The sequence below is a fragment of the Moritella sp. 36 genome (genome assembly GCF_018219415.1).
Classification (GTDB): Bacteria; Pseudomonadota; Gammaproteobacteria; order Enterobacterales; family Moritellaceae; genus Moritella.
On sequence record NZ_CP056120.1, the window covers coordinates 810495 to 835733 of the forward strand.

At 40.2% G+C, this 25239-nt stretch carries 21 protein-coding genes; 14 read left to right on the forward strand and 7 right to left on the reverse strand.

The genetic code is table 11. The annotated features are described in order from the left end of the window. Positions 1-19: 19 nt before the first annotated feature. Positions 20-901, reverse strand: a complete 882-nt coding sequence (locus HWV03_RS03740; protein ID WP_211678513.1) for a U32 family peptidase — start codon at positions 899-901, stop codon at positions 20-22. 20 nt (positions 902-921) lie between these two features. Beyond that, positions 922-1917 (reverse strand): ubiquinone anaerobic biosynthesis protein UbiU, encoded by a 996-nt coding sequence (gene ubiU / locus HWV03_RS03745; protein WP_211674129.1) that lies wholly within the window; start codon positions 1915-1917, stop codon positions 922-924. 173 nt (positions 1918-2090) lie between these two features. Here ubiU and ubiT point away from each other — a divergent pair, with 173 nt between their 5' ends. From ubiT to rimJ, 3 genes are all read left to right on the forward strand, one after another. Next, positions 2091-2618, forward strand: coding sequence for a ubiquinone anaerobic biosynthesis accessory factor UbiT (gene ubiT / locus HWV03_RS03750; RefSeq protein ID WP_211678514.1), 528 nt, complete (start codon positions 2091-2093; stop codon positions 2616-2618). A 273-nt stretch (positions 2619-2891) separates the two neighbouring features. Next, positions 2892-3479: an NAD(P)H-dependent oxidoreductase gene (locus tag HWV03_RS03755; protein WP_211678515.1), complete on the forward strand. Its 588-nt coding sequence runs from the start codon at positions 2892-2894 to the stop codon at positions 3477-3479. 12 nt (positions 3480-3491) lie between these two features. Beyond that, the gene (gene rimJ / locus HWV03_RS03760; protein ID WP_211678516.1) at positions 3492-4088 is read left to right on the forward strand and encodes a ribosomal protein S5-alanine N-acetyltransferase; all 597 of its coding nucleotides are present in this window, start codon (positions 3492-3494) and stop codon (positions 4086-4088) included. Positions 4089-4167: 79 nt separating this feature from the next. On the opposite strand, the gene HWV03_RS03765 is transcribed toward rimJ, so the two are convergent. From HWV03_RS03765 to rdgC, 4 genes are all read right to left on the reverse strand, one after another. Then, the gene (locus HWV03_RS03765; protein WP_067041447.1) at positions 4168-4431 is read right to left on the reverse strand and encodes a YfhL family 4Fe-4S dicluster ferredoxin; all 264 of its coding nucleotides are present in this window, start codon (positions 4429-4431) and stop codon (positions 4168-4170) included. A gap of 25 nt (positions 4432-4456) precedes the next feature. Continuing rightward, the gene (gene trhP, locus HWV03_RS03770; protein ID WP_211678517.1) at positions 4457-5848 is read right to left on the reverse strand and encodes a prephenate-dependent tRNA uridine(34) hydroxylase TrhP; all 1392 of its coding nucleotides are present in this window, start codon (positions 5846-5848) and stop codon (positions 4457-4459) included. A gap of 257 nt (positions 5849-6105) precedes the next feature. Continuing rightward, positions 6106-7263: a Na/Pi cotransporter family protein gene (locus tag HWV03_RS03775; RefSeq protein ID WP_211678518.1), complete on the reverse strand. Its 1158-nt coding sequence runs from the start codon at positions 7261-7263 to the stop codon at positions 6106-6108. Between the two features lie 345 nt (positions 7264-7608). Next, a complete protein-coding gene (rdgC, locus tag HWV03_RS03780) occupies positions 7609-8526 on the reverse strand; it encodes a recombination-associated protein RdgC (protein WP_211678519.1) in 918 nt (305 codons plus the stop codon). 399 nt (positions 8527-8925) lie between these two features. Here rdgC and phoB point away from each other — a divergent pair, with 399 nt between their 5' ends. From phoB to HWV03_RS03800, 4 genes are all read left to right on the forward strand, one after another. After that, positions 8926-9612, forward strand: a complete 687-nt coding sequence (phoB, locus tag HWV03_RS03785) for a phosphate regulon transcriptional regulator PhoB (protein ID WP_211678520.1) — start codon at positions 8926-8928, stop codon at positions 9610-9612. A 22-nt stretch (positions 9613-9634) separates the two neighbouring features. Beyond that, the gene (gene phoR / locus HWV03_RS03790; protein ID WP_211678521.1) at positions 9635-10933 is read left to right on the forward strand and encodes a phosphate regulon sensor histidine kinase PhoR; all 1299 of its coding nucleotides are present in this window, start codon (positions 9635-9637) and stop codon (positions 10931-10933) included. Positions 10934-11241: 308 nt separating this feature from the next. Beyond that, positions 11242-12219 carry a PstS family phosphate ABC transporter substrate-binding protein gene (locus HWV03_RS03795; RefSeq protein WP_211678522.1) on the forward strand — a complete coding sequence of 326 codons (978 nt, stop codon included), beginning with the start codon at positions 11242-11244 and terminating at the stop codon, positions 12217-12219. 323 nt (positions 12220-12542) lie between these two features. After that, the gene (locus HWV03_RS03800; RefSeq protein WP_211678523.1) at positions 12543-14003 is read left to right on the forward strand and encodes a NarK family nitrate/nitrite MFS transporter; all 1461 of its coding nucleotides are present in this window, start codon (positions 12543-12545) and stop codon (positions 14001-14003) included. 154 nt (positions 14004-14157) lie between these two features. Here HWV03_RS03800 and HWV03_RS03805 read toward each other — a convergent pair whose 3' ends face one another. Next, the gene (locus HWV03_RS03805) at positions 14158-14661 is read right to left on the reverse strand and encodes a glycine cleavage system protein R (RefSeq protein WP_211678524.1); all 504 of its coding nucleotides are present in this window, start codon (positions 14659-14661) and stop codon (positions 14158-14160) included. 241 nt (positions 14662-14902) lie between these two features. On the opposite strand from HWV03_RS03805, the gene HWV03_RS03810 reads away from it, so the two are divergent. The 7 genes from HWV03_RS03810 (at position 14903) to HWV03_RS03840 (ending at position 25161) form a co-directional block, all read left to right on the forward strand. Continuing rightward, on the forward strand, positions 14903-17113 hold the full coding sequence (locus HWV03_RS03810) for an ABC transporter permease subunit (RefSeq protein ID WP_211678525.1): 2211 nt from the start codon (positions 14903-14905) through the stop codon (positions 17111-17113). A 26-nt stretch (positions 17114-17139) separates the two neighbouring features. Continuing rightward, positions 17140-18786: a phosphate ABC transporter permease PstA gene (pstA, locus tag HWV03_RS03815; RefSeq protein WP_211678526.1), complete on the forward strand. Its 1647-nt coding sequence runs from the start codon at positions 17140-17142 to the stop codon at positions 18784-18786. A 121-nt stretch (positions 18787-18907) separates the two neighbouring features. Continuing rightward, positions 18908-19726, forward strand: coding sequence for a phosphate ABC transporter ATP-binding protein PstB (pstB, locus tag HWV03_RS03820; RefSeq protein ID WP_211678527.1), 819 nt, complete (start codon positions 18908-18910; stop codon positions 19724-19726). A 74-nt stretch (positions 19727-19800) separates the two neighbouring features. Beyond that, positions 19801-20508: a phosphate signaling complex protein PhoU gene (gene phoU, locus HWV03_RS03825; RefSeq protein ID WP_211678528.1), complete on the forward strand. Its 708-nt coding sequence runs from the start codon at positions 19801-19803 to the stop codon at positions 20506-20508. Positions 20509-20707: 199 nt separating this feature from the next. After that, positions 20708-21616: an alpha/beta fold hydrolase gene (locus tag HWV03_RS03830; protein ID WP_211678529.1), complete on the forward strand. Its 909-nt coding sequence runs from the start codon at positions 20708-20710 to the stop codon at positions 21614-21616. A gap of 248 nt (positions 21617-21864) precedes the next feature. Then, complete coding sequence (aceB, locus tag HWV03_RS03835) at positions 21865-23481, forward strand: malate synthase A (protein ID WP_211678530.1); 1617 nt, start codon at positions 21865-21867, stop codon at positions 23479-23481. Between the two features lie 84 nt (positions 23482-23565). Further along, entirely contained in the window at positions 23566-25161 is a 1596-nt protein-coding gene (locus tag HWV03_RS03840; protein ID WP_211678531.1) for an isocitrate lyase, read from the forward strand. Positions 25162-25239: the final 78 nt, after the last annotated feature.

Here is a 25239-nt window from a genome sequence, read left to right on the forward strand (position 1 = left end):
GGCTGGGTCTAGGATGTGGTTATGAACTCACGGTCTCCAATCCTGCTATTTGGTGCCAATAACCATTACATTCGCGATCTAGTTGCAAGTCGAATTTAATATCTTGTTCCGCAGCTTGTTTAAACTGAGCTAGTGTTTGGAATGCAGAATCTCCTAGCGGACTCACACGCACTACATCCACCAAATCGTGCATGCTTGCCACATCATTTAACAGATTATATTTGTAACCTGACATGGTTTGAATGCCATTAATGGTAAACAGTTCTTTATTGTCTTGGCTATAGACGGGTTTGCCATTCGCGTGGTGGATACAGCAAAGTTCGCAATCATCTTTTGCTCTGTTTTCTGAGCGAGCGGTAAAACAGCGTGCAGAGTAGGCCAGTGGTAAATGACCATGGGCGAATACTTCGATTTCAAATTGATCACGGATATTCAGCAGTTTGCTGTCCTCTTGCAGTTGCACTAGCCAGTCTCGCGACAACTCAACAGGCATAACCCAACGCTGCATGCCTTTATTGACTAATAACTGTAGCACTTGAGCATTATAGACATTAAGCGCATGGCCACAAACAAAGGGCGTTTTGGCTTCGGCTAATAAGTTGATTGCGCCAAAGTCATTAGCTTCAACAATAAAATCACCATTTTCACAGTATTTACGGAGAATATTAACTTCTGATGGTGCTTCTAATAGCGCCATGGTTGAGATCACCACTTGCTTACCTGAATCGGCAATTTCTTTGGCTAATCCTAACCAGTCTTTTGGTTTTAATTCGCGGCGTTTGCTGCAAACTGTTTCACCAAGATAAATAATATCTGCCTGTGAATTCACCGCGGCAGCATAAAAATCTTCGACTTGTTGTTTTGGCCAATAATATAAAATTGGTCCTAATGCGTATTTCATATAATTCTCACTAATGCCTATTATTGCCAGTCTCTGTGATAAGCGCCAAGGGTGGTGCTGGTACCTTCAGAGAGCTGATCGAGCTGTTTATTCCAAGCGGCTTCAACCTGATACTTATCTGGATTTTGTTTGTAACGATCGATAGCGGCACGCCATACGCGGGTTACTTGCTCTGTATAAGCGGGGCTGCGTTGGCGTCCTTCAATTTTCACAGCTGAAATATTTGCTTGTGCAAGTTCTGGTATTAACGCAAGGGTATTCAAGCTGGTTGGCTCTTCTAGTGCATGAAACACTTTGCCGTCGACATTAAAACGGCCCTTACAAAGTGTCGGGTAGCCGGTTTTTTCATCGGGTTGGTAGCGGTCAATAAGTACGCCATTTAAGCGTGACTCTAGGCCTTTTTCGGTTTCTTGCCAGCGTACATATTTTGCTGGCGAACAAGCACCGACTGTATTTGGTGATTCGCCAGTTAAATAAGATGATAGGTAGCAACGACCTTCGGCCATGATGCATAAACTACCAAAGGCAAATACTTCGAGTTCAACATCGGTATTACGGGCCAATTGTTTTACTTGATGAATAGATAATACGCGGGGTAATACTACCCGACTGACATTAAAATTATTGGTATAAAAATTAATGGCTTCCACATTTGTTGCTGATGCTTGCACGGATAGGTGTAACTCTAAATCTGGGTATTTTTTGGTTGCGTAGTCAAGTACAGCTACATCAGAGATAATAGCGGCATCTACCCCCATGTCAGCGCAACGATCAACGGCGCGTTCCCAACGTTCTAATTTTCCTGGGTGAGCAAAGGTATTGATGGCCACGTGTAAATGCCGATCATGACTGCGAATATAATCGACCGCTTTATCTAGTTTTTTATCAGTAAAGTTCAAACCAGCGAAATGACGGGCATTGGTATCGTCTTTAAAGCCGATATAAACAGCATCAGCGCCATTATCAACCGCTGTTTTTAATGCCGGTAAATTACCAGCAGGGCAGAGTAATTCCATTGTTATAGTATCTTGAACGATGAATCTTGAGAAAAATTGTAAGGCATCGATGTTTTATTGGATTTGATTTAGGGCAGGATTATCTGAATTAATCTACTTTAAATTGACTTTGCTTAGGATATGGTCGCTGATGGCACGCTAAAATACTATTTTTATTCAAGGAGCATATTCTGATGCTACATACTCTACATCGTAAATTGGTACATACTGTACCTGGGCTATTAGCGATACCAGCTAAAATATTACCTTTTTCACTGCAAGAGAAAGTACTCTCACAAGTGTTTAATCGGGTATTTTCTGAAGGGCTAGAGGATGATGAATTTGAGTTTCTTGAACAAAAATGGCTGCAGGTTGAGATCACTGATTTAGGCATTAATTGGTTTATCAGTTGTAAAGATAATAAACTTATTATTGCGCCAAAAGCAGAATCAGTTGACGTTAGCTTTAAAGGTAATTTAAATGAGTTAGTATTAATTACCGCACGTAAAGAAGATCCTGACACACTGTTTTTCCAACGCCGTCTAAAAATTGAAGGTGATACAGAGTTGGGTCTCGAAGTCAAAAATATGCTCGATAGTTTTGATCTTGATGAGTTACCAAAACCAGTAACAACATTGTTGACTTATTTAGCTGATTTTATTCAGCAAGGTTTGGTTGAGCCTGAATTCAGCAGTACAGTAAAAGCCAACGTGACCACTTGAACCTTGGAAATCCGGCTTGCCGATTTTAACTAACACTGCATCGAGAATACCCATCATATATTTATAAGTATAATAGCAGCGAAGTGGGTATTCGCTTTATATTCGTCATTTATGATCTTCTGTGGTCATGCCTTAGTATGGTTATAGTATTGCTTTGAGCTATCACTATAGACCCCGCTTACTCTTCCCCCATATCATCAATAGATTAATATTAATTCCATATGGATATGGAAGTGATTTAGTAGTGAATATCTTTGATGCAAGGAGCATAAAGTGAGACTAGTTGTTATAAGTGGCAGCACCCGAAACAGGTCGACAACCATTAAGGTTGCACAATCAGTATTGCAATTAGCCGAGCAGTCGCAATTATTCAGTAAAGTGAGTTTATTAGATTTTGTAAAAGTAACCTTGCCTATTTGGGATAAGGCGATAAAAAATGAAATTGCGGATTGGCAAGAAGAGTGGCAGGTCTCTGCACAATTAATGCGGGCTGCAGACGCCATTATCATCGTCAGTCCAGAGTGGGAAGAAGAAAGCCTAGATAATTTTTATGCTTTTTGTGAACACGATAATTTACCTTTATTACCGGGAACGGTATTGCGTGTTGGTAGTAATTGCCGTGGCGCGTATTCGTCCACTGAGCTGTGGATGGCCAATTTCCGTAAAAATCGTACTTGTTTGATTTTGGAACATTTTATTGTGGCGACGATTGAGTCGGTTAATAATTGTAAAGAAGCTTATTATCCATTTGAAACTCCTTTAGTAGAACGTATACTGGCTAATTTAGGCTTGATGAAACAGCTGGTTGATAATGGTGGTTTATTATCTTCTTCAACAAGGTTGCATCTTGCTAAGTGTTAGCTGAGGTGTTGGATGTCATCAAAATTTCCCAAATTTGTAACTAAGCGTTTAGTCATCCGCGTTGCGGTGGCGAACGACAGCGAAATGCTGCGTCAATATTATGTTCGTAATCAGATGCATTTAACACCTTGGGAACCGATTCGTAGTGACGCTTATTATACGTTACGTTGGTGGCAGCTTCGTATCAAGCAAATACATGCAGAGTTTGATGATGCGAGCGCAGTAAACTTTATTGCTATGACGCCTGATAAATCCGAAATCGTTGCGGTTGCTAACTTTAGTAATATTATTCAAGGCGTGTTTAAATCCTGTTACCTCGGTTACTCAATCGCAAAGTGTTATGAAGGGCAGGGTTTGATGGTTGAATTTTTACAGCGTTGTCTGGAGTTCATGTTTGAAAATGTGGGACTTAATCGCGTGATGGCTAATTACATACCAGAAAATGAGCGCAGTGGCGCGTTATTACAGCGGCTTGGTTTTGAACGTGAAGGGTATGCTCGAAAATATCTTAAAATTGCTGGAAGTTGGCAAGACCATATATTAACCGCGCTGCTTAAAGAAGACTGGTTAGCGCGAGAAAGAACAGAACAAAGTGGTAATAAGTTCTAAGTCGATACTGACAAATAAAAACGGCGAGTTATTCACTCGCCGTTTTCGTATTTATCTTATTGGGTATCGCATACGATGGTTAACGTGCTGCTTTTGTCGCTTCTTGGATCATGACAAATTTTTCCCATAATACTTCCTCTTTTTCTACGTAATCCGGGTCAGTAATAATGCAGTTAATCGGGCAAACTGTTTTACAGGTCGGTTTATCATAATGACCTACGCATTCTGTGCATAATAGTGGGTCGATTTCATAAATCTTCGCGCCAAATGTAATTGCGCCATTCGGACATTCCGGATCGCACATATCACAGTTAATACACTTATCATTAATTAATAATGCCATAAGGTTTTGCTTCTATCCTGATGGATTATTTATGCGGGTTACGTGTATCTTCACTGTTATTAAAATTACGCATTAATAGTGCGTGATCCAGTGTGACTTCTTCTGGAACAGGTAAATAAACAATGTGACCAGAACCTGGCGCGTATTCCATTGCTTCGCCTTTACGGTTTTCTAATTCTTCTAGTTTGAAGGTCAGGTTACCTTGTGGCGTCATTAGTTCAAGAGAATCACCCACTAAGAATTTGTTTTTCACAATCACTTCAGCAAGGCCTTTATCGTTACGACCATTGAATTCACCCACAAACTGTTGTGTTTCACTGATTGAATAACCGTAATCGTAGTTTTGGTATGCATCGTGAGTATGACGACTTAAAAAACCTTCAGTGTAACCGCGGTGCGCAAGGTGCTCTAGTGAACGCAGTAAAGACGGATCAAAGTCTCGGCCTGCAACAGCATCGTTAATCGCTTGTTTATATACTTGTGCTGTACGTGCACAGTAATAGAACGATTTAGTACGACCTTCAATTTTTAATGAATGTACGCCCATTTTAGTTAGACGCTCGACGTGTTGGATTGCACGTAGGTCTTTTGAGTTCATGATGTAAGTACCATGCTCATCTTCAAATGCAGGCATATATTCATTTGGACGACCTTGTTCTTGTAATAAGAAAATTTGGTCTGTCGGTTTACCTTTGCCTAGCGTCGGCTCTGGCGAATCTGTTTCTGGAGTATAGATTTCAGTTTCTGGTGTGTAAATCTCAGGATTGGTTGCAACAATATCACCGGTTTCATTTTCGGTTGCATCATGTGCATCGTATTTCCAGCGGCATGAGTTCGTGCATGACCCTTGGTTTGGATCGCGTTTGTTAATGTAACCAGACAATAAACAGCGGCCTGAATAAGCCATACACAGTGCGCCGTGTACAAATACTTCGATCTCCATATCAGGGCAGTGGAAACGAATATCTTCAATTTCATCTAGTGATAGTTCTCGAGATAAAATGACACGCTTAATACCTTGGGTATACCAGAACTTAACGGTAGCCCAGTTTACAGCATTTGCTTGTACTGATAGGTGAATAACCATATCAGGGAAAGCTTCACGTACCATCATTATCAGACCTGGATCAGACATGATGATCGCGTCTGGTTTCATGGCTATGATCGGTGTTAAATCACGGATGAAGGTTTTTAACTTTGAGTTATGAGGTTGGATATTACAAACCACATAGAATTGTTTACCAAGTGCGTGAGCTTCATTGATACCAATTTCTAGGTTTTCTAAGCTAAATTCATTGTTACGAACACGTAGGCTATAGCGTGGTTGGCCAGCGTAAACAGCATCTGCACCGTAAGCGAAAGCATAACGCATGTTCTTTAGTGAACCTGCTGGGGAAAGTAATTCTGGAGTAAACATTTCAACCTCAATTGTTGTCTGAGTTCAAGTCAGGGAATACCCTAAGGGCATCAAGGTTCGCGATTGTACGCGTTGAACAATGTTTCAGTGTTGATCTGGATCATGTTTTATTTGATCGTATTGAGAGGTGTCGAGGATATTTGCAAGGGAAGGTTGGTAAAGTTGTAATGTCAAAATCGGAAACAAAAAAGCTCAGAACAAGTCTGAGCTTTTTATATTGATGGCTAATTGTTTACAGCCATCAGTTGTTTGTCATATTAGTTAAAAATAATCATCAGGCCAGGTAGTGCGAAGAAAGCACCAATGACATAACCAAAAGCGATGAATTTATTTTCAGTACCTTGACGTGCTAATGCTTCTGCACATTTAATTGGAATCTCACGTAGTGCCGGGATACCGTAGATAAGTGCGACAGCGAATACGTTGAACATAACATGTACCAATGCAATCGTCATTGCTACTTGCGCTGCATCACCACTGATTGATGTTGCTGCAAGTAATGCAGTGATTGTTGTACCTATGTTTGCACCTAGTGTGAATGGGAAGATTTGACGTGTAGTAAATACACCGCTACCCGCTAGTGGAATCATTAGGCTTGTCGTTGTAGATGAAGACTGCACCATTACTGTAACCGCTGTACCAGATAAGATACCGCTTACTGGACCACGACCGATTGCACCGTGTAGTACTGCTTTAGCACGACCAACCATTACTGATTTTAATACTTTACCTAGGAAGGTTACCGAGAAACCAATCATGAAGATACCGATGAATACCATGACTAGACCTGCAGTGTTGCTTTCTACAGGTAATGAACCAGCAAGTTCTTTAATTTGGTTTACCGCAGGTTTTGTTAACGGTTTAATGAAGTTGAATTCTTTAATGCTTAAGCTGCTGCCGCCAACAAAGAAATCTGCTAGGAAGGTAGCCATTTTCTCAAGGATACCAAATGCAATTTCCAGCGGTAGGAAGATAGCTACTGCAAGTAGGTTAAAGAAGTCATGTACGGTTGCAGCACTAAATGCACGCTGGAACTCTTGTTTGTCGCGGATATGACCCATGCTCACGAAAGTGTTCGTGATTGTCGTACCCATGTTCGCACCCATCACCATCGGGATTGCGATTGAGATTGGTAAGCCACCGGCTACTAGGCCAACGATTACTGATGTTACTGTACTTGAAGATTGTACTAACGCTGTTACTAGGATACCTAATAATAAAGCGACGAATGGGTTAGTTGCGAAAGCGAATATTTGTTCTGCACCAGCGCTACCGCCAGAGAACATTTTAAAGCCTCCACTTACTGTAGATACTGCTACCAATACGAAGTATACCAATGCGGCTACACTTACCCAGCTTAATACTTTTTGCATTGTGCTTGGGTTCAATTCAATTGCTTCGTTGTTGTTTTTCATCTCTAGGTACCGTTTTATCTGTATCGAATGACAGATTTGTTTCAGTTAGTTGACGAGAAGGATTAAAACAAACTTGTATGACAGTAATATTACAGTGAGTTTAAAATGTCACAAAACCCTAGCTCGCAAGGTCAAGTTATTGTTTTAAATCATTAAGTTTGTAGTGTTTATTTTGGTTGTGTATTTCTGGAGAGACGAGTGTTCGGTAAATAAGGCGTTTTTTCGCTGTTTTTATGTACAAAAATGTGGGTTTGTGACAAAACTGTCATGTGAAATTGGAGGTATTAAAGGCGATAATTGGAAATACGCAGCATATAAAGAGGTACATGCTGCGTTAATGAGGCTTTATTTAGCTGTAGTTGCTTCCTCACCACCAAGGGCAGTGATTAGGTCTGGAATGAAGCGCATTAACTCACCGGTCATCAAGGCAAAGTCGGCATCAAATTTTGCTGCGTAATCATCGGTTGCCACATCATCGTTTTGTTCTCTGATGAGGTCACTGAATTTAAGACGTTTTACTGACATGTCTTCGCCAAGTAAGAAAGACAGTGATTCACTCCAATCTAAGGCTAATTTAGTCACTAACTTATCTGCGTTAAGGTGGTGTTGGATCTCGTCACTGGTTAAGTCTTGTTCTTTACAACGGATGATACCGCCATGTTCAAGTGCAGAACGTAATTCAGCTTCATCACCCAGTTCAAAACCCGGTGCAGCACTGCCGTTATTTAACCATTCTGTCATAGTTACATCTGCTGGCGTCGTTAAAGCAACTGGCACAACAGGTAGGCTACCGACACACTTACGTAATAAAGCGATGAGGTCTTCGGCTTTTTTAGCGCTTGATGCATCAACGACTAATAATTTTTGTGACGGACAAATCCAAGCAAATGTTTGGCTGCTACGTGGGAATGCACGTGGGAGTAGTTGATGGACGATATCTTCTTTTAGTGCATCTTTTTCTTTTTTCTTTAGGCCTCGGCCTTGTTCTGCTTCAATCGTGTCGACTTTTTCTTGTAGCATGTCTTTAACAACAGACGCTGGTAATACTCTGTCTTCTTTCTTCGCACAAATCAGAATGTTATCTGAAATACCATGCGTTAAAGCCTGACCTGACTTACCCAGTGGTTTTATCCAACCGAACTTAGATAAATCTTGGCTACCACAAGGGGTAAAAGGGAAATCAGCTAACTTGGTTTCAAGTTGTTCAATATCTAGTTCAAATGGACGAGTGAAACGATAAATTAGTAAGTTTTTAAACCACATTATAGCAGGACCTTGGTATCAACTGTTTGGATAACCAGTATACTCAAGGATGTTGGAAATACAAGTTTGCCTAGTGGCTAAACATGCATCAATCAAGATCTTAATTCCACACTTTCATTGCCATCTGGTGTATAAAGTATTCAATTGAATCGTCACTTTTAATTATTAAAATCAGTGTTTTAATTAAATGCTATATTTATGTGATATTCATTACATTTGTTAGGTGTGAAATTCGACTTTTTAATAAAGAATTCATCAATGTAATAATACTGAAACATATTGAGCTGATAATAACTTTCAGTTAAAGTCGAAAGATAAGTGGTTCTTTCATCATTAAAATATAAATCTTTTACTGACCGGTGACGGTTATTAAGGGAAGAATAGTAAAGGATATTTAAAGTGTCTAAGCGAATTTTAGTAGTTGAAGATGAACTTGCGATCCGTGAAATGCTGTGTTTTGCATTAGAACAAAAAGGATTTGATGTTGTTGAAGCTGGGGATTATAACGAGGCGGTAGATCGGCTTGTCGAACCTTATCCTAATTTAATCTTATTAGATTGGATGTTACCTGGTGGTAGCGGCATTAAATATATTAAGCACTTAAAGTCTCAACCGCATTTATCCACTATTCCGGTCGTGATGTTAACGGCACGTGGTGAAGAGGAAGATAAGGTTAAAGGTTTAGAAGTGGGGGCTGATGATTACATCACGAAACCATTCTCACCAAAAGAATTGATTGCACGGCTAAATGCGGTAATGCGTCGTGTTGCGCCAATGACTCAAGATGCAGTTATTGATATTAGTGGGTTACAGCTTGATCCTGTTGCTCATCGCGTTTCTGCTGGTGATTCTGTGATTGAAATCGGTCCGACTGAATTTAAATTATTGCACTTTTTTATGACACACCCAGAACGTGTGTATAGCCGAGAGCAGTTATTAGATAATGTTTGGGGCATGAATGTATACGTTGAAGACCGCACGGTTGATGTACATATCCGTCGTCTGCGAAAAGCATTAACACCGAGTGAACATGATAAATATGTACAAACAGTGCGTGGTGCAGGTTATCGCTTCTCGATACGTTAATCATGAGAGTTGAAGTTTCAATATGAATAAGACGAACGTTTTTGTCGGTGGCTTATGGCGACTGCTTTATTGGTATATCCCGTTTTTTCTTGTTGGTTTAGTTATTGATAATATTACATTGAGTTTACTCATCGCCACTGCCGTACATGTTGTTTGGTTATATCGTAGCCAATACATATTACATCAGTGGTTATGGGTTGCGCGCACGGCGACGCCGCCTGAAGGTAAAGGTAGCTGGGAATCCATTTTTAATGGCATCTATCGTTTGCAGCGTCGACATAAACGTAAGCGTAAAGAATTGCGTATGGTTATTCGGCGTTTTCGTGAAGGTGCTGAAGCCTTACCGGATGCCGTGGTTGCGTTAGATACTGATTATTCCATTATGTGGTGTAATAAATTAGCGCAACAAATGATTGGTCTGAAATGGCCAGATGATGCGCATCAACATATTGGTAATTTGATCCGAACTCCGGATTTCATTCAATATTTAAATTCGAAAGATTACCGAGAACCGTTAGAGATCACTTCGCCAGTGCATAATGCCAAGACGTTAGAAATTCGCGTAATGACGTATACCGATGATCAATCGATGCTGGTGGCTCGTGATGTCACTGAACTGCGTCAACTAGAACAAGTCAGACGTAATTTTATGGGCAATGTTTCTCATGAGTTACGTACACCGTTAACCGTATTAAAGGGTTATCTGGAAATGCTTGAGCCTGATGAATCGGATAAAATGTTTGCTCGTGCGCATAAAGTCATGTCTGAACAAACGGCGCGTATGGATTCGTTGGTGAACCAGTTATTAGCCTTGTCTCGTATTGAAGCTGCACAGGCTGTCGACTTTGAAAAGCAAGTTGATATTCCGTTTATGCTGTCGATGTTAGAACAAGAGGTATTGATTTTAGGTGCGGATAAAGCCTTAAATGTAGAGTTCCACATTGAAAACGGCCTGTTTGCATTGGGTGATGAATCACAATTGCGCAGTGCGGTATCTAATTTGATCTACAATGCGGTACGCTATACGCCTACGGACGGCAAAGTGGTGGTTGAATGGAAGCATACAGCCGCTGGTGGTTCATTAAGTGTGACCGATAATGGCGATGGTATTTCTGCCGAGCATGTACATCATTTAACTGAGCGTTTTTATCGTGTTGATGATGCGCGTTCACGTGATTCTGGTGGCTCTGGTATTGGTTTATCAATTGTGAAGCATGTTTTAAGCAATCATGACAGTGTGTTAGAAATTAATAGCAAAGTGAGCAAAGGCAGTTGCTTTAGCTTCACCTTACCGTTAGTGACGTATGTAAAACGCCACTAACGTTACCGCGATTGTGACTAGTATTATTCAATAACTAAGCCCATCCACTATGCGATGGGCTTTTTTTTAGCGATAAATTTATACTGTATGGGTAATTAGCAGAGGTTTATTTGTAATAAATCGTGCGCTGTCATCAAACCGTCATGTTTCATTCATATTATTGTCATCAGTTTATTGAATACTTGTATTCACAGAAACGAGGTACAAGATACAAGCTTATATTACTTGTAGTCGTGGACACTAAATACAAAGCTTATATACCCTGTAGTCATAGACACAAAATAAAAAATTATACTTGGAGAAGTAAAATGAATATTAAACAAATTGTTGTAGCATTAGGGATATCAATGACAGCAATCGCTTCACAAAGCGTATTTGCAGCAGGACTAGACCCTAAATTACCAGAGTATCAAAAAGTAAGTGGTATCTCAGGTAACCTATCTACAGTTGGTTCTGATACATTAGCAAACATGATGACGTTGTGGGCTGAAGAATTCAAACATATTTACCCAAGTGTTAACGTACAAATCCAAGCGGCTGGCTCTTCTACTGCGCCACCTGCACTAACAGAAGGTACTTCACAGTTCGGTCCAATGAGCCGTAAAATGAAGTCTAAAGAAGTCGAAGCGTTTGAAAAACGTTACGGTTACAAGCCTACAGCAATTCGAGTTGCTATCGATGCACTTGCGGTATTCGTACACAAAGATAACCCAATTAAAGGTTTAAACATTGCCGATGTAGATGCGATTTTCTCAAGCACACTAAAATGTGGTGAAGCGAAGCGTGTTGAACGTTGGGGTGAATTAGGACTAGAAGGTTCTTGGGCTGAGCGTGATATCCAATTATTTGGTCGTAACTCAGTATCGGGTACTTACGGTTACTTTAAGAAGAAAGCATTGTGTAAAGGTGACTTCAAAAATAACGTGAATGAGCAACCTGGTTCAGCATCTGTTGTACAGTCTGTATCATCATCACTTAATGCAATCGGTTACTCAGGTATCGGTTATAAAACATCAGGTGTTCGTGCAGTACCACTAGCGAAAAAAGGGACTAACTACATCGAAGCATCGTTAGATAACGCTGCATCAGGTAAATACCCATTGTCTCGTTACCTATACGTTTACATCAATAAGATCCCGAACAAAGCATTATCTCCAATGCAAACGGAGTTCTTAAAACTGATATTATCGAAACAAGGTCAGAAGATCGTAGCTAAAGATGGTTATATCCCATTACCTAACTCAGTTACATCAAAAGACCTTAAGAAAGCAGGTATTACACTGTAATACGACTTACTTAGGTTAAATGATTAAAGCTCGCTATTTAGCGGGCTTTTTGCTTTCTGGCATAAAATAAAATGAGGTCGTAGCCTTGTTTACTGTATGTGCAAGCTTGGGGAAATTGCTCTCAAAATGATACATTGCTCACATTTAGTCACCATGTTGGTGCAAATATTCAACCCCAGGTCTATGGTTTTGATGTTCCTTGGTTGTAAGTCATTGATAAGTAGTGTTTAAGTTGGCTTTTATTAAGTTGGCCTTAGTATTGCTTTGTTCTAGATAAGATAAAATTTTTTAAACTTTGTTTTTATATCTTAGAGGGAATTTTTATGGGACAAGAAAAATTTAATATATTGTCTTTTTCAGGGAAAATGAAAACTTTACACTTATCGTGGATGGCATTTTTTATTACTTTTGTGGTTTGGTTTAATGCAGCACCACTAATGTTAGCGATTAAAGACAGTTTAGGTTTAACCACTGAAGAAGTTAAAACTCTGCTGATCTTAAATGTAGCCTTAACCATTCCTGCTCGAGTGATTATAGGTATGCTAACCGATAAATACGGACCTCGGATTGTTTACTCTACATTATTAGCTGTCTGTTCTATTCCCTGCTTTATGTTTGCAATGGCGACGACCTTTGAACAGTTAGCAATAGCGCGTTTTATGATGGGGCTGATTGGTGCTGGTTTTGTAGTTGGTATCCGTATTGTTAGTGAATGGTTTCCTGCCAATGAGTTAGGTACCGCGGAAGGTATTTATGGTGGTTGGGGTAACTTTGGTTCGGCTGCTGCTGCATTCACACTACCGACAATTGCATTATTGTTTGGTGGTGAAGATGGCTGGCGCTATGCGATTGCCATCACAGGTTTAATGAGTTTGTTATTCAGTATTGTGTATTACTTTAATGTTACTGATACACCTAAAGGTGCAACTTATTTCCGCCCCAAAAAAGGCGGAGCAATGGAAGTGACCAGCAAAGGTGATTTTTATTTACTGCTGATCATGAAACTACCTATGTACCTGACGCTTGGCTTATTAGCGTGGAAGTTGTTACAAATCGGTATGTTCACAGAAACTATCACCCACTCTATTTATGTTGGTTTAGGTGTTCTTTATGTACTTGATTGCTGGAAAACATACCAAGTAAATAGCGATGTTTTTGTTAAAGAAGTGCCTGAAATTGAACGTTATAAGTTTAAGCAAGTCGCTGTACTTAACGTTTTGTACTTTTCTACGTTTGGTTCTGAGTTAGCGGTTGTTTCCATGTTGCCGCTATTTTTTGCAGAAACATTCGGACTAGGAATGACGGAAGCAGGTATGGTTGCAGCGTCTTACGCCTTTATGAATCTAATGTCACGTCCCGGTGGCGGTTGGATCAGTGACCGCTTTGGTCGTAAGAAGACATTATTGATCTTAACTGCTGGTTTAGCCGTTGGTTATTATGCGATGTCACAAATTACGGCTGCGTGGTCATTACCGCTTGCTATCGCAACCGCAATGGCATGTTCATTCTTCGTGCAAGCTGGCGAGGGTGCTGTATTTGCTGCGGTACCATTAATTAAGCGTCGTTTAACGGGGCAAATTGCGGGAATGACTGGTGCTTATGGGAATGTAGGGGCTGTATTTTATTTAACACTGTATTCAATCGTATCGACACAAGTATTCTTTTATGCGATTTCAATCACGGCGATAGTCGGCTTTATTGCTTTGTTATTAATGGAAGAGCCAAAAGGGCATATTGCAGAGGTAGATGAAGACGGTAAAGTGACGTTAATTAATGTGTCATAAATAGTCTTAATGATAAGAATATCATTGGATATTTTTATGAATAAAGTGTGACAGTATTGAGTGCGGCGTCATTATCATAGTTGGTAATGGCGCCATTTTTATATAATGATTTGTTTACCTGTTTGTCTACTTATCTATTAACCCGCCTATATACCTAAGCTTCGGTCATTTCAGCAATCAAGGTTGGCGATATTTTTGCTAAGTCACCACTGAGCATATCATGGTCTAGGGTATCAGGCAGCGCTAGCTTAAGTTTGGCATAAAAACGATTGTTATCAGACTGCCACAGATCTTTGCTGTGTGTTGTTATCGCTTTTAATTCAATACCGTGCTGCGTTAATATCTTAGATACTTCGTTGATAATTCCCGGACGGTCGTTATCTTGGATGATAAGGCAGGGTGATTTCTGCCAAATACTTTGATTTTTACCTTCGGCGAAACTTATGGTTAGGCCTGGGATCAGGCTCAATGCTTCACATAGATCGCGGTAATATTCATCTTCTACTGAAATTTGTAAGATACCTGCAAATTGTCCTGCTAGCTCACTCATGTTACTTGCTAACCAGTTTCCCTTATGTTCGGCGACGACACGTGATAAGTTGTTTATGAGACCTGATTTATCATCACCAATAAGCGTTACGATAAGTTGTTTAAGCATTTCTAAGCCCTATATAAAAAATCCGGTGTAAAACGTTTTGTTTTAGCTACTTTCATCACTTAATATGATGCGCCATACTATATGCAAATAACGTGCATAAATATAGCACTGGTATATAAATATCAGTGCTTAGACCAGCTAAAGTGGAATATATTTAACGTTGTTGAGTGATGTCATATAACTGTCATAAATATTACATATAATCGCGTTGTGATTAATTACAGCTAAATACGAGGAAGAGATGGCTGAACAGTTTTCTTTAACGATTGCGGGCTCCCGTAAACGTCTAATTAAAGATAAACTCGCAGAATATGGTATTAAAATGGGCGGAGGTGTTGTACTGATGACACTGCTGCTAATATTTTGCTACCTACTGTATGTGGTTTATCCGGTTTTTGAATCGGCGAAAATAGAATCTAAAGCACAATACAGTCAATCTTTTGCTGGTAATACTTATGCATTAGCGATGGAAGAGCAAAATGAAATAGCCTACCGTTATAGTGATTTAGGCATTAACTTCTTTAACACTTTAGATCCCAACGTTGAGTTGATGCAATATGCATTACCACAGCCGGCGACGTCATTTGGTCAAACAGGGCCAACATCACCTATCGTTGTATTTGGTTTTAATGATGGTAAGGCGTTAGTTGCGGAAGCTGATTTCGATGTCACCTATCCTAGTGATAAGCGTCTTATCACACCACAAGTTAATTTCCCATTTGGTGAGCAACAAATTGAAGTTGACAGCCAAGGGCAAGCATTAAAACATATTGCAATTGAAGTTGAAGGTGAAGATGCGGCTATCGTTGCGGTGACGGCGGATAACCGCGGTATATTGCTACGTTATACTGCAGAAGAAAACTTCATGACGGAAGAATTGGAATGGAGCAGCGAGACAATTGAGCTGCCTTCAATGCCGATGGATGTTGAACAAGTATTGTTAACACCAAATTTCCGCTTTATCTTCATGCGTAGTGGTAACAAACTGTCTATCTATGATATTCGTGATACCGATGATATTTCGATTGTTGAAGTGTTAGATATTAATGAAAAACAACAAAACGTGACCCACGTTGCATTATTAACTGGCGCAAGTTCATTACTGGTCGCGAATGATAACGGTGTGGTGAGTCAATGGTTTGAAGTGGCTAAAGATGGCGAGCGTAAGTTCACTAAAATTCGTCAGTTTGATGCGCAATCAAGTGTCATTGATATTACCACTGAATATTCTCGTAAAGGTTTCATGACGGTTGGGGTGGATAATAGCCTTACCATTTTTCACGCCACAGGTGAAACTAAACTATTACACCAAGATCTTGGTATGGGTTCACTTCAGCATATTGCAATTTCTCCTCGTGCAAACGCTTTCTTAGTTGAATCAGAACAGGGTATCGGCTTTTATAAGCTAACCAATGAGCATCCTGAAGTGACATGGAGTGCATTGTGGCAAGAAGTTTGGTATGAAGGCTATTCGGAACCAGACTATATTTGGCAGTCGACCTCGGCATCTGATGACTTTGAACCGAAACTAAGCTTAGTGCCAATCACATTTGGTACCATTAAAGCCGCATTTTATGCGATGTTATTTGCGGTGCCAATCGCGGTAGCAGGTGCTATTTATACTGCTTACTTCATGAACTCTGGTTTACGTAAAGTAATTAAACCAACGGTTGAAATCATGGAAGCACTACCAACGGTAATCCTTGGTTTCCTTGCTGGTTTATGGTTAGCACCGTTTGTTGAAATGAATTTGCCCGGTGTGATGATGATCGCGGTGCTCTTGCCATTTTCGGCTGTGATGGTGGCGGCTATTTGGCATTTCTTACCACAATCATTTGTTAATCGTGTCCCACAAGGTGCACACGTTATCATCCTGTTGCCTGTGTTATTACTTGTTGGTTACTTCTCAGTATCGGTTAGTCCGCTTGTAGAAGACTTGATCTTTGATGGTGACGCACGTGCTTATATCAATGATATCTTTGGTTTCGACCAACGTAACTCTTTGATTGTTGGTATTGCGATGGGCTTTGCAGTTATTCCAACTATCTTCTCTATTGCTGAAGATGCTATTTTCAGTGTGCCAAAGCATTTAACGCAAGGCTCATTGGCATTGGGTGCGACAAGTTGGCAGACACTGGTTAAAGTTGTGTTACTCACTGCAAGTCCAGGTATTTTCTCGGCAGTCATGATGGGCTTAGGCCGTGCGGTTGGCGAAACAATGATTGTATTAATGGCAACCGGTAATACGCCTGTAATGGACTTTAATATCTTCTCTGGTATGAGAACATTGGCTGCCAACATTGCAGTCGAAATGCCGGAATCAGAAGTGGGTAGCTCGCATTACCGCGTACTGTTCTTAGCGGCATTCGTACTCTTTATTCTGACGTTTGTATTCAACACTATTGCGGAATACGTGAGACAGCGTTTACGTGAAAAATACAGCGCGATTTAATCTAAGGCTTGTAATAGGATATTAAAATGAAAAATTGGTTTCGCTCAGGATCGCCTTGGATATGGATGACAGGTGGTGCTGTAAGTATAAGTTTGATTGCAGTTCTTGGTTTGTTGATGTTGATCGCATGGCGTGGTTTGACTTACTTCTGGCCAAGTGCGATACATGAATTTAATGTACAGCTTGAAGATGGTTCTAACCGCGTTGTTATTGGTGAGATCTATGATCGTGAATTTGTGCCAATTCAACGCTTGCTTGAAGCTGGTGTCAAAATTGACCCAACGTTAGAGACGGTAGAGCGTATCTTGGTGAAAACCGGTAACCGTGAATATGTAGATCTTGATTTCAGCTGGTTACTTGGTCCGGCAATTACGGAACAATCAACACCCGCTGCCCTGGCTGTGATTGAACGTTTTACGAATGGTAACTTTTATGGTTACCCAGTTGCTATCGAAGAAAATGGGGTGAAGAAATCCTTAACCTCTGCGGCGCAATTAGAAGTTCTGATTAAGCGTGCTGTTGAACTAAACGATAAAGCGCAAAGTCTACAGAAGGGTGAAATTAGTTCGGTTAACTATGAATTAGAGCGTATTCGCTTAAAATTACGCAGTTATGAATTAAAAGACGAGCTGACTAGCGAGATTGAAACGAAATATAGCAAGATCTCTGAAGGATTGCGTGCTGAATACCAAATTTATGAAGCGCAATTATTTAGTTATCGTGACCAAGCTAACCGTGATGCTGTTATTGTCAAAGACATGCGTGGTGAAGAAGTTCGCATTCCATTATCTAATGTACTTGAAGTGACATACCCGAACGACATGGGTATTGTGAGTAAAATCATGCATTGGTTTGGTAACATGGGTAGCTTCGTAACAAGTGACCCACGTGAAGCAAATACGGAAGGTGGCGTATTCCCTGCTATCTTTGGTACTATCTTTATGGTGATGCTGATGGCTGTTATTGTGACGCCATTAGGTGTGGTTGCAGCGATTTACCTACATGAATATGCCCCGAAAAATGGCTTGACGAAAATGATTCGTATTGCGGTGATTAACCTCGCTGGTGTACCGTCAATCGTATACGGTGTATTTGGTCTGGGTTTCTTTGTTTACATGTTAGGTGGTTCAATTGATGAATTGTTCTACCCTGAATCATCACCGTCTCCGGTATTTGGTTCACCAGGTGTATTATGGTCGGCATTAACACTGGCTATTTTAACGTTACCTGTTGTGATTGTATCAACGGAAGAAGGCTTATCGCGTATTCCAACATCATTACGTCAGGGGTCGCTAGCACTGGGTGCAACGAAGTTTGAAACGCTATGGCGTATTATCGTGCCAATGGCAAGCCCAGCAATTATGACGGGTCTTATTCTGGCTGTTGCCCGTGCTGCGGGTGAAGTAGCACCATTGATGCTGGTGGGTGTAGTTAAACTTGCTCCGACATTACCGGTTGATATGAACTTCCCGTATATTCACGTTGAACGTAAGTTCATGCACTTAGGCTTCCATATTTATGATGTTGGTTTCCAAAGTCCAAACGTAGAAGCGGCAAGACCATTAGTTTATGCAACGTCGTTCTTGTTAGTAACCGTTATTATCGGGTTAAATTTAACGGCAATTGGCGTGCGTAACCATTTACGTGAAAAATTCAAAAATCTAGAACTATAGACCTCTAGCTGTTACGTTAGCTTATAGATTTAGACCTGCTAGGTTAAAGACAAGACCTGTCAGGTTATAGACACAGATATGGAAAGCGGCTGCTCAAGTGGCTGCTTCAATAGGAAAAAAAATGATTGATATGAGTTCAAATGTTACTGATGTTGTAAACCTAGATGTTAATAATTTATCACCAGCAGATACAGCATTAGAAATTAAAAATTTAGACTTATTTTATGGCGACAAACAGGCACTGTTTGATGTAAGTATGAAAATACCGAAAAAACAAGTCACCGCTTTCATTGGCCCGTCGGGTTGTGGTAAATCAACACTATTACGTTGTATTAACCGCATGAATGATTTAGTTGATATCTGCCACATTAAAGGTGATATCAATTTACATGACAAAAATATTTATGATCGTGATGTAGATGTAGCAACACTACGTCGTAATGTCGGTATGGTGTTCCAGCGTCCAAATCCATTTCCTAAATCGATCTATGAAAATGTAGTTTATGGTTTACGTTTACAAGGCATCAACGACAAACGTCGTTTAGACGAAGCGGCTGAATCTTCATTACGTGGTGCAGCGATCTGGGATGAAGTAAAAGACCGTCTACACGATAATGCGTTTGGCTTATCCGGTGGTCAGCAACAACGTTTAGTTATTGCCCGTGCCATTGCGATTGAACCAGAAATTTTATTACTGGATGAACCAACGTCAGCACTGGATCCTATCTCGACATTAGTGATTGAAGAGCTCATCACTGAACTGAAGAAAAAATTCACTGTCGTTATCGTTACGCATAACATGCAACAAGCGGCACGTGTATCTGATCATACTGCTTTCATGTACATGGGTAAGTTGGTCGAATATTCAGATACTAATACCTTATTTACCACACCAGCGAAGAAGCAAACAGAAGATTATATTACGGGTAAATACGGTTAATTTAGCTCTTTTTTAGTTGATAAAGAGTTTGGATTTAATAAAGAATTAGCGTCATGACACGCAAAGGACAATACATGGATAATTTAACATTAGGCCGTCATATTTCCGGTCAATTTAATGCAGAATTAGAAAGCATTCGTAATCAAGTGATGGTGATGGGTGGTTTGGTTGAAGAGCAACTAAATTCAGCAATCGAAGTATTATCGTCACAAGATTTAGATATGGCGAACAAGATCATTGATACCGATAAAAGCGTTAATTCAATGGAAGTTGCTATTGATGAAGCTTGCACCCGTATTATTGCTAAGCGTCAACCTGCGGCAAGTGATTTACGTTTGGTGATGGCTATTATTAAAACCATTACTGATTTAGAACGTATTGGTGATGTTGCAGACCGTATTGCACGTACTGTGATTGAAAACCGTAATAAAAAATCGCCACCGCTCGTTAGCATGGAAAATATGGGGCGCCATACAGTCAAAATGCTGCATGATGTACTTGATGCATTTGCGCGTATGGATGTTGATGCTGCGTTTAAGGTGTATCAAGAAGATGTTAAAGTTGACCGAGAATATGAAAGTATCATCCGTGAGCTAATGACGTACATGATGGAAGACCCACGTTCAATCCCACAAGTGTTGAATGTACTGTGGTGCGCGCGTGCACTCGAGCGTGTTGGAGACCGTTGTCAGAACATCTCTGAATACATCATTTACTTTGTTAAAGGTAAAGATATTCGTCATATTAATCATGATGAAGTAAAAGACTTACTGGAAAAATAATAAACTTAAATTGCATGCCTAAGTTAGTCATTATTAGCCTTGTTTATTGATTGATAAACAAGGCTTTTTTGTTTTTTTGATTGAGTATAAGCTCCGCTATTACCTCATGTTTAACTTCATTTTACTTTACAACTCTAACCAGCATGCGACTATATCAGCCATTAACTTGAGCTTGTTTTTCACTAAAAGGATTATAGTAATGCGTTCTGTGCTGATGGCTGCCGATGGCCGAGAAATAAAATTGTTTGCTTGGTTACCTGAGCAAGAGATCCGTTACGTTATGGTGTTAAGCCACGGCATGGCCGAGCATATAGAAAGGTATGAAGCGTTTGCGCTAGCTTGTAACGCTGCTGGTATTGCGGTTTATGGTGCGAATCATCGTGGTCATGGTAACGATGCTCCAGTATTAGGCCATTATGCAGATGAGGGGGGGTGGCATAAAGTGATCAATGATTTAGATCTTATCATTGATGATGTTGCTAAGCGTCATGCTGTCCCCTTAGTATTATTTGGTCACAGTATGGGCTCTTTCATAGCTCAGCAATATGCTATTTTACACGGTAATAAGCTGAAGGGTTTAATACTAAGTGGCTCTAATTACCAAAGCCCAACCATGTATAAGCTGGTAAGCATAGCGAGTAAAATTGAAAAAATGCGTATTGGTGCTAGATCACCAAGTAGTTTCTTAGATTTTCTATCATTTGGTTCTTTCAATAGTAAGCTTAAGCCTGTGCGAACAACATCAGATTGGCTAAGCCGTGATCCTGTGCAAGTGGATAAATATATTAATGATAGCTATTGTGGTTTTCCGTGTACTCCACAATTCTGGCTGGATTTCATGTCAGGATTAATTAGCATTAGCCAAAAGTCAGAAATAGCAAAAATCCCAAATAAATTGCCAATATATATTTTTAGTGGTGATAAGGATCCAGTTGGTTTACAGGGTAAGGGAGTATTAGCATTAGAGCAACATATTACTAACAATGGCTGTAGTGAAGTGCAGTGTAAACTTTATTCAGGTGGTCGCCATGAGATGTTAAATGAATCTAACTCCAGTGAGGTATTTGATGATGTAACGAATTGGGTTACATCAAAAATAGCGGTATAATAAACCGGTCTCAAGCTTCATTTGAAAGTTCGTTTCACTTCAAATTTATTTGATTTTTAGGAAAGCGAAACATAGCAATTTGACACTGTGTCATTAATGTGAAATATGTTGCATTTATTGCGAAGTTGTTGCAATGTGTAGGTTAAGAGAGCAATTCGTACAGACGTTTAAAACAATGGGAGATTATTCTTCCGTGACTTACAGATGATGAATTGTGGCCAATACATATATTTCAACGGAGTGAAACTATGACTGCCAATACCCAGTCTAATGAAACAGGTTCTCTGGTTTTCCATGGGGAAATCAATCAAGAACAACAACAGATCCTAAATCCTGAAGCAGTTGCTTTGTTGACTGAGTTAGTCGAAAAGTTCGCTCCTCAAGTTGATGAGTTACTTAACCAGCGTGTAAAAAAACAAGCACGTATGGATGCTGGTGAACTCCCTGATTTTTTACCTGAAACTGCTCATATTCGCGAAAGCGATTGGAAGATTCAAGGTATCCCTGCAAAACTTCAAGACCGTCGTGTCGAAATTACTGGTCCAGTTGACCGTAAGATGGTGATTAATGCACTAAACGCACGTGTTAAAGTGTTCATGGCTGATTTTGAAGATTCATTCGCGCCAACATGGGGCGGTGTACTAGACGGTCAAGTTAACTTACGTGATGCAGTAAATGGTACGATTGAATATACTAACCCTGCGAACGGTAAACACTACTCTTTAGATGATGATCCTGCGACACTCATTTGCCGTGTACGAGGCCTACATTTACCAGAAAAACATATTACTTTTAATGGTAAAACTGTACCGGGTTGTTTGGTTGATTTTGCCCTGTATTTTTCTAATAACTATGAAACGTTATTAGCAAAAGGCGCTGGCCCATATTTCTACGTACCTAAACTACAAAGTCACCATGAATCAAAATGGTGGAGTGAAGTATTTAGTTATGCAGAAGACAAAGTAAATTTAGCTCGCGGTACAATTAAGGCGACACTGCTAATAGAAACTATCCCGGCAGTATTTGAAATGGAAGAAATTCTATATAGCATGAAAGAGCACATTGTTGCGCTTAACTGTGGTCGTTGGGATTATATCTTTAGCTATATTAAAACACTGCGTAAACATGCAGATCGTGTATTACCAGATCGTCATTCTGTAACGATGGACAAATCTTTCCTTAGTGCTTATTCACGTTTATTAATCAAAACATGTCATAAACGTGGCGCTCTTGCAATGGGCGGTATGGCTGCATTTATTCCAGCCAAAACAGCCGAAGAAAACGATAAAGTATTAGCTAAAGTAACCGCAGATAAGACCCTAGAAGCAAAAAATGGTCATGACGGTACTTGGGTTGCTCACCCTGGTTTAGCAGATACTGCAATGGGTGTGATGAACGAATATATCGGTGCAGGTAATGCTAACCAAATTAACGTTTTACGTGAAGACGATGCACCGGTAACGGCTGCTGAGTTACTTGAACCTTGTGCTGGTGAGCGAACTGAAACGGGTATGCGTTTAAATATCCGTATTGGTGTTCGTTACATGGAAGCATGGATTTCGGGTAATGGTTGTGTGCCTATCTACGGTCTAATGGAAGATGCGGCAACCGCTGAAATCTCACGAGCGTCAATTTGGCAGTGGATCCAACACGGTAAAACACTAAGCAACGGTAAAGTTGTAACAAAAGAATTATTCTGCCAATTATTACAAGAAGAACTTGTGGTCATTCGTGATGAAGAAATTGGCGTTGAAGCTTACGAGCAAGGTCGTTTTGGTGAAGCGTCTAAATTGTTTGAAGAATTAACAGTCAGCGATCACCTTGCTGAGTTTTTAACGCTGCCTGGTTATGATTTCTTAGATTAGAAATTTTTGGAATAGGGCGAGGTTAGGTTATCTCGCCATGTTCTTGTTGTATCAAGTATTAAAATAATTATTAAAGGAATAAAAATGTCTATATACAAAAATGATATCGATGCAGTTTCAACATTAATAGCTGAACAAGGCTCTAAATGGGCTGCAATTAGCCCTGAATATACAGCGCGTATGCGTGCTCAGAATCGTTTTAAAACTGGCTTAGAAGTTGCGCAATACACAGCTGATATTATGCGCGCTGATATGGAAAACTACGATAATGATTCTTCATTGTACACGCAATCTTTAGGTTGCTGGCATGGTTTTATCGGTCAACAAAAAATGATCTCTATCAAGAAGCATTTTGAAAACAATACTGATCGTCGTTACCTTTATTTATCTGGTTGGATGGTTGCAGCACTGCGCTCTGAGTTTGGTCCACTGCCTGACCAATCAATGCATGAAAAAACATCTGTTGCAGCATTAATTGAAGAACTATACACCTTCCTTCGCCAAGCTGACGCACGCGAATTAGGTGGTTTATTCCGCGAACTAGACGCAGCAAGAGATGCAGGTGACTCAGCTAAAGTTGCTGAAACACAAGACAAGATTGACAATCACGTGACTCACGTTGTGCCAATCATTGCTGATATCGATGCTGGTTTTGGTAACGCAGAAGCAACTTACCTACTTGCTAAAAAAATGATTGAAGCCGGTGCATGTTGTATCCAAATCGAAAACCAAGTATCTGATGAAAAACAATGTGGTCACCAAGACGGTAAAGTAACCGTGCCACACGAAGATTTCCTTGCGAAAATCAATGCCGTTCGTTACGCATTCCTAGAGCTAGGTATCGATAATGGTGTGATTGTTGCGCGTACTGACTCACTCGGTGCAGGTCTAACAAAACAAATCGCTGTAACGAATGAACCAGGTGACCTTGGTGATCAATATAACTCGTTCCTTGATTGTGATGAGATCTCAGAAGCAGAGCTAGGCAATGGCGATGTTATTCTTAAGAAAGACGGTAAATTATTACGTCCTAAACGTCTACCAAGTAACTTATTCCAATTTAAACAAGGTACAGGTGAAGCACGTTGCGTACTTGACTGCATCACGTCTCTACAAGGCGGTGCTGACTTATTATGGATTGAAACTGAGAAACCACACGTTGGTCAAATCGGCGCAATGGTTGATGAGATCCGTAAAGTGGTACCAAATGCAAAACTTGTTTACAACAATTCGCCATCATTCAACTGGACACTAAACTTCCGCCAGCAAATATTTGATATCTTGCTTGAAGAAGGTAAAGACGTTTCAGCTTATGATCGCGCAGATCTAATGAACGAGAAATACGATAGCACGGAATTAGCAATTCAGGCTGATGAGAAGATCCGTACATTCCAAGCTGATTCAGCACGTGAAGCCGGTATCTTCCACCACCTAATCACGCTACCAACTTACCATACAGCGGCGCTATCAACTGATAACTTAGCAAAAGAATACTTCGGTGATGAGGGCATGCTGGGCTACGTTAAAGGTGTTCAACGTAAAGAGATCCGTCAATCGATTGCTTGTGTTAAGCACCAAAACATGGCTGGTTCTGATATGGGCGATGACCATAAAGAATACTTTGCCGGTGATGCAGCACTGAAAGCAGGCGGTAAAGATAACACGATGAACCAGTTCTAATTTAGAACTTCATTAGAAATCTTCTTATCAGTTAAATAAGAATATGAGTTAATATGAAAAAACCAGCTTCGGCTGGTT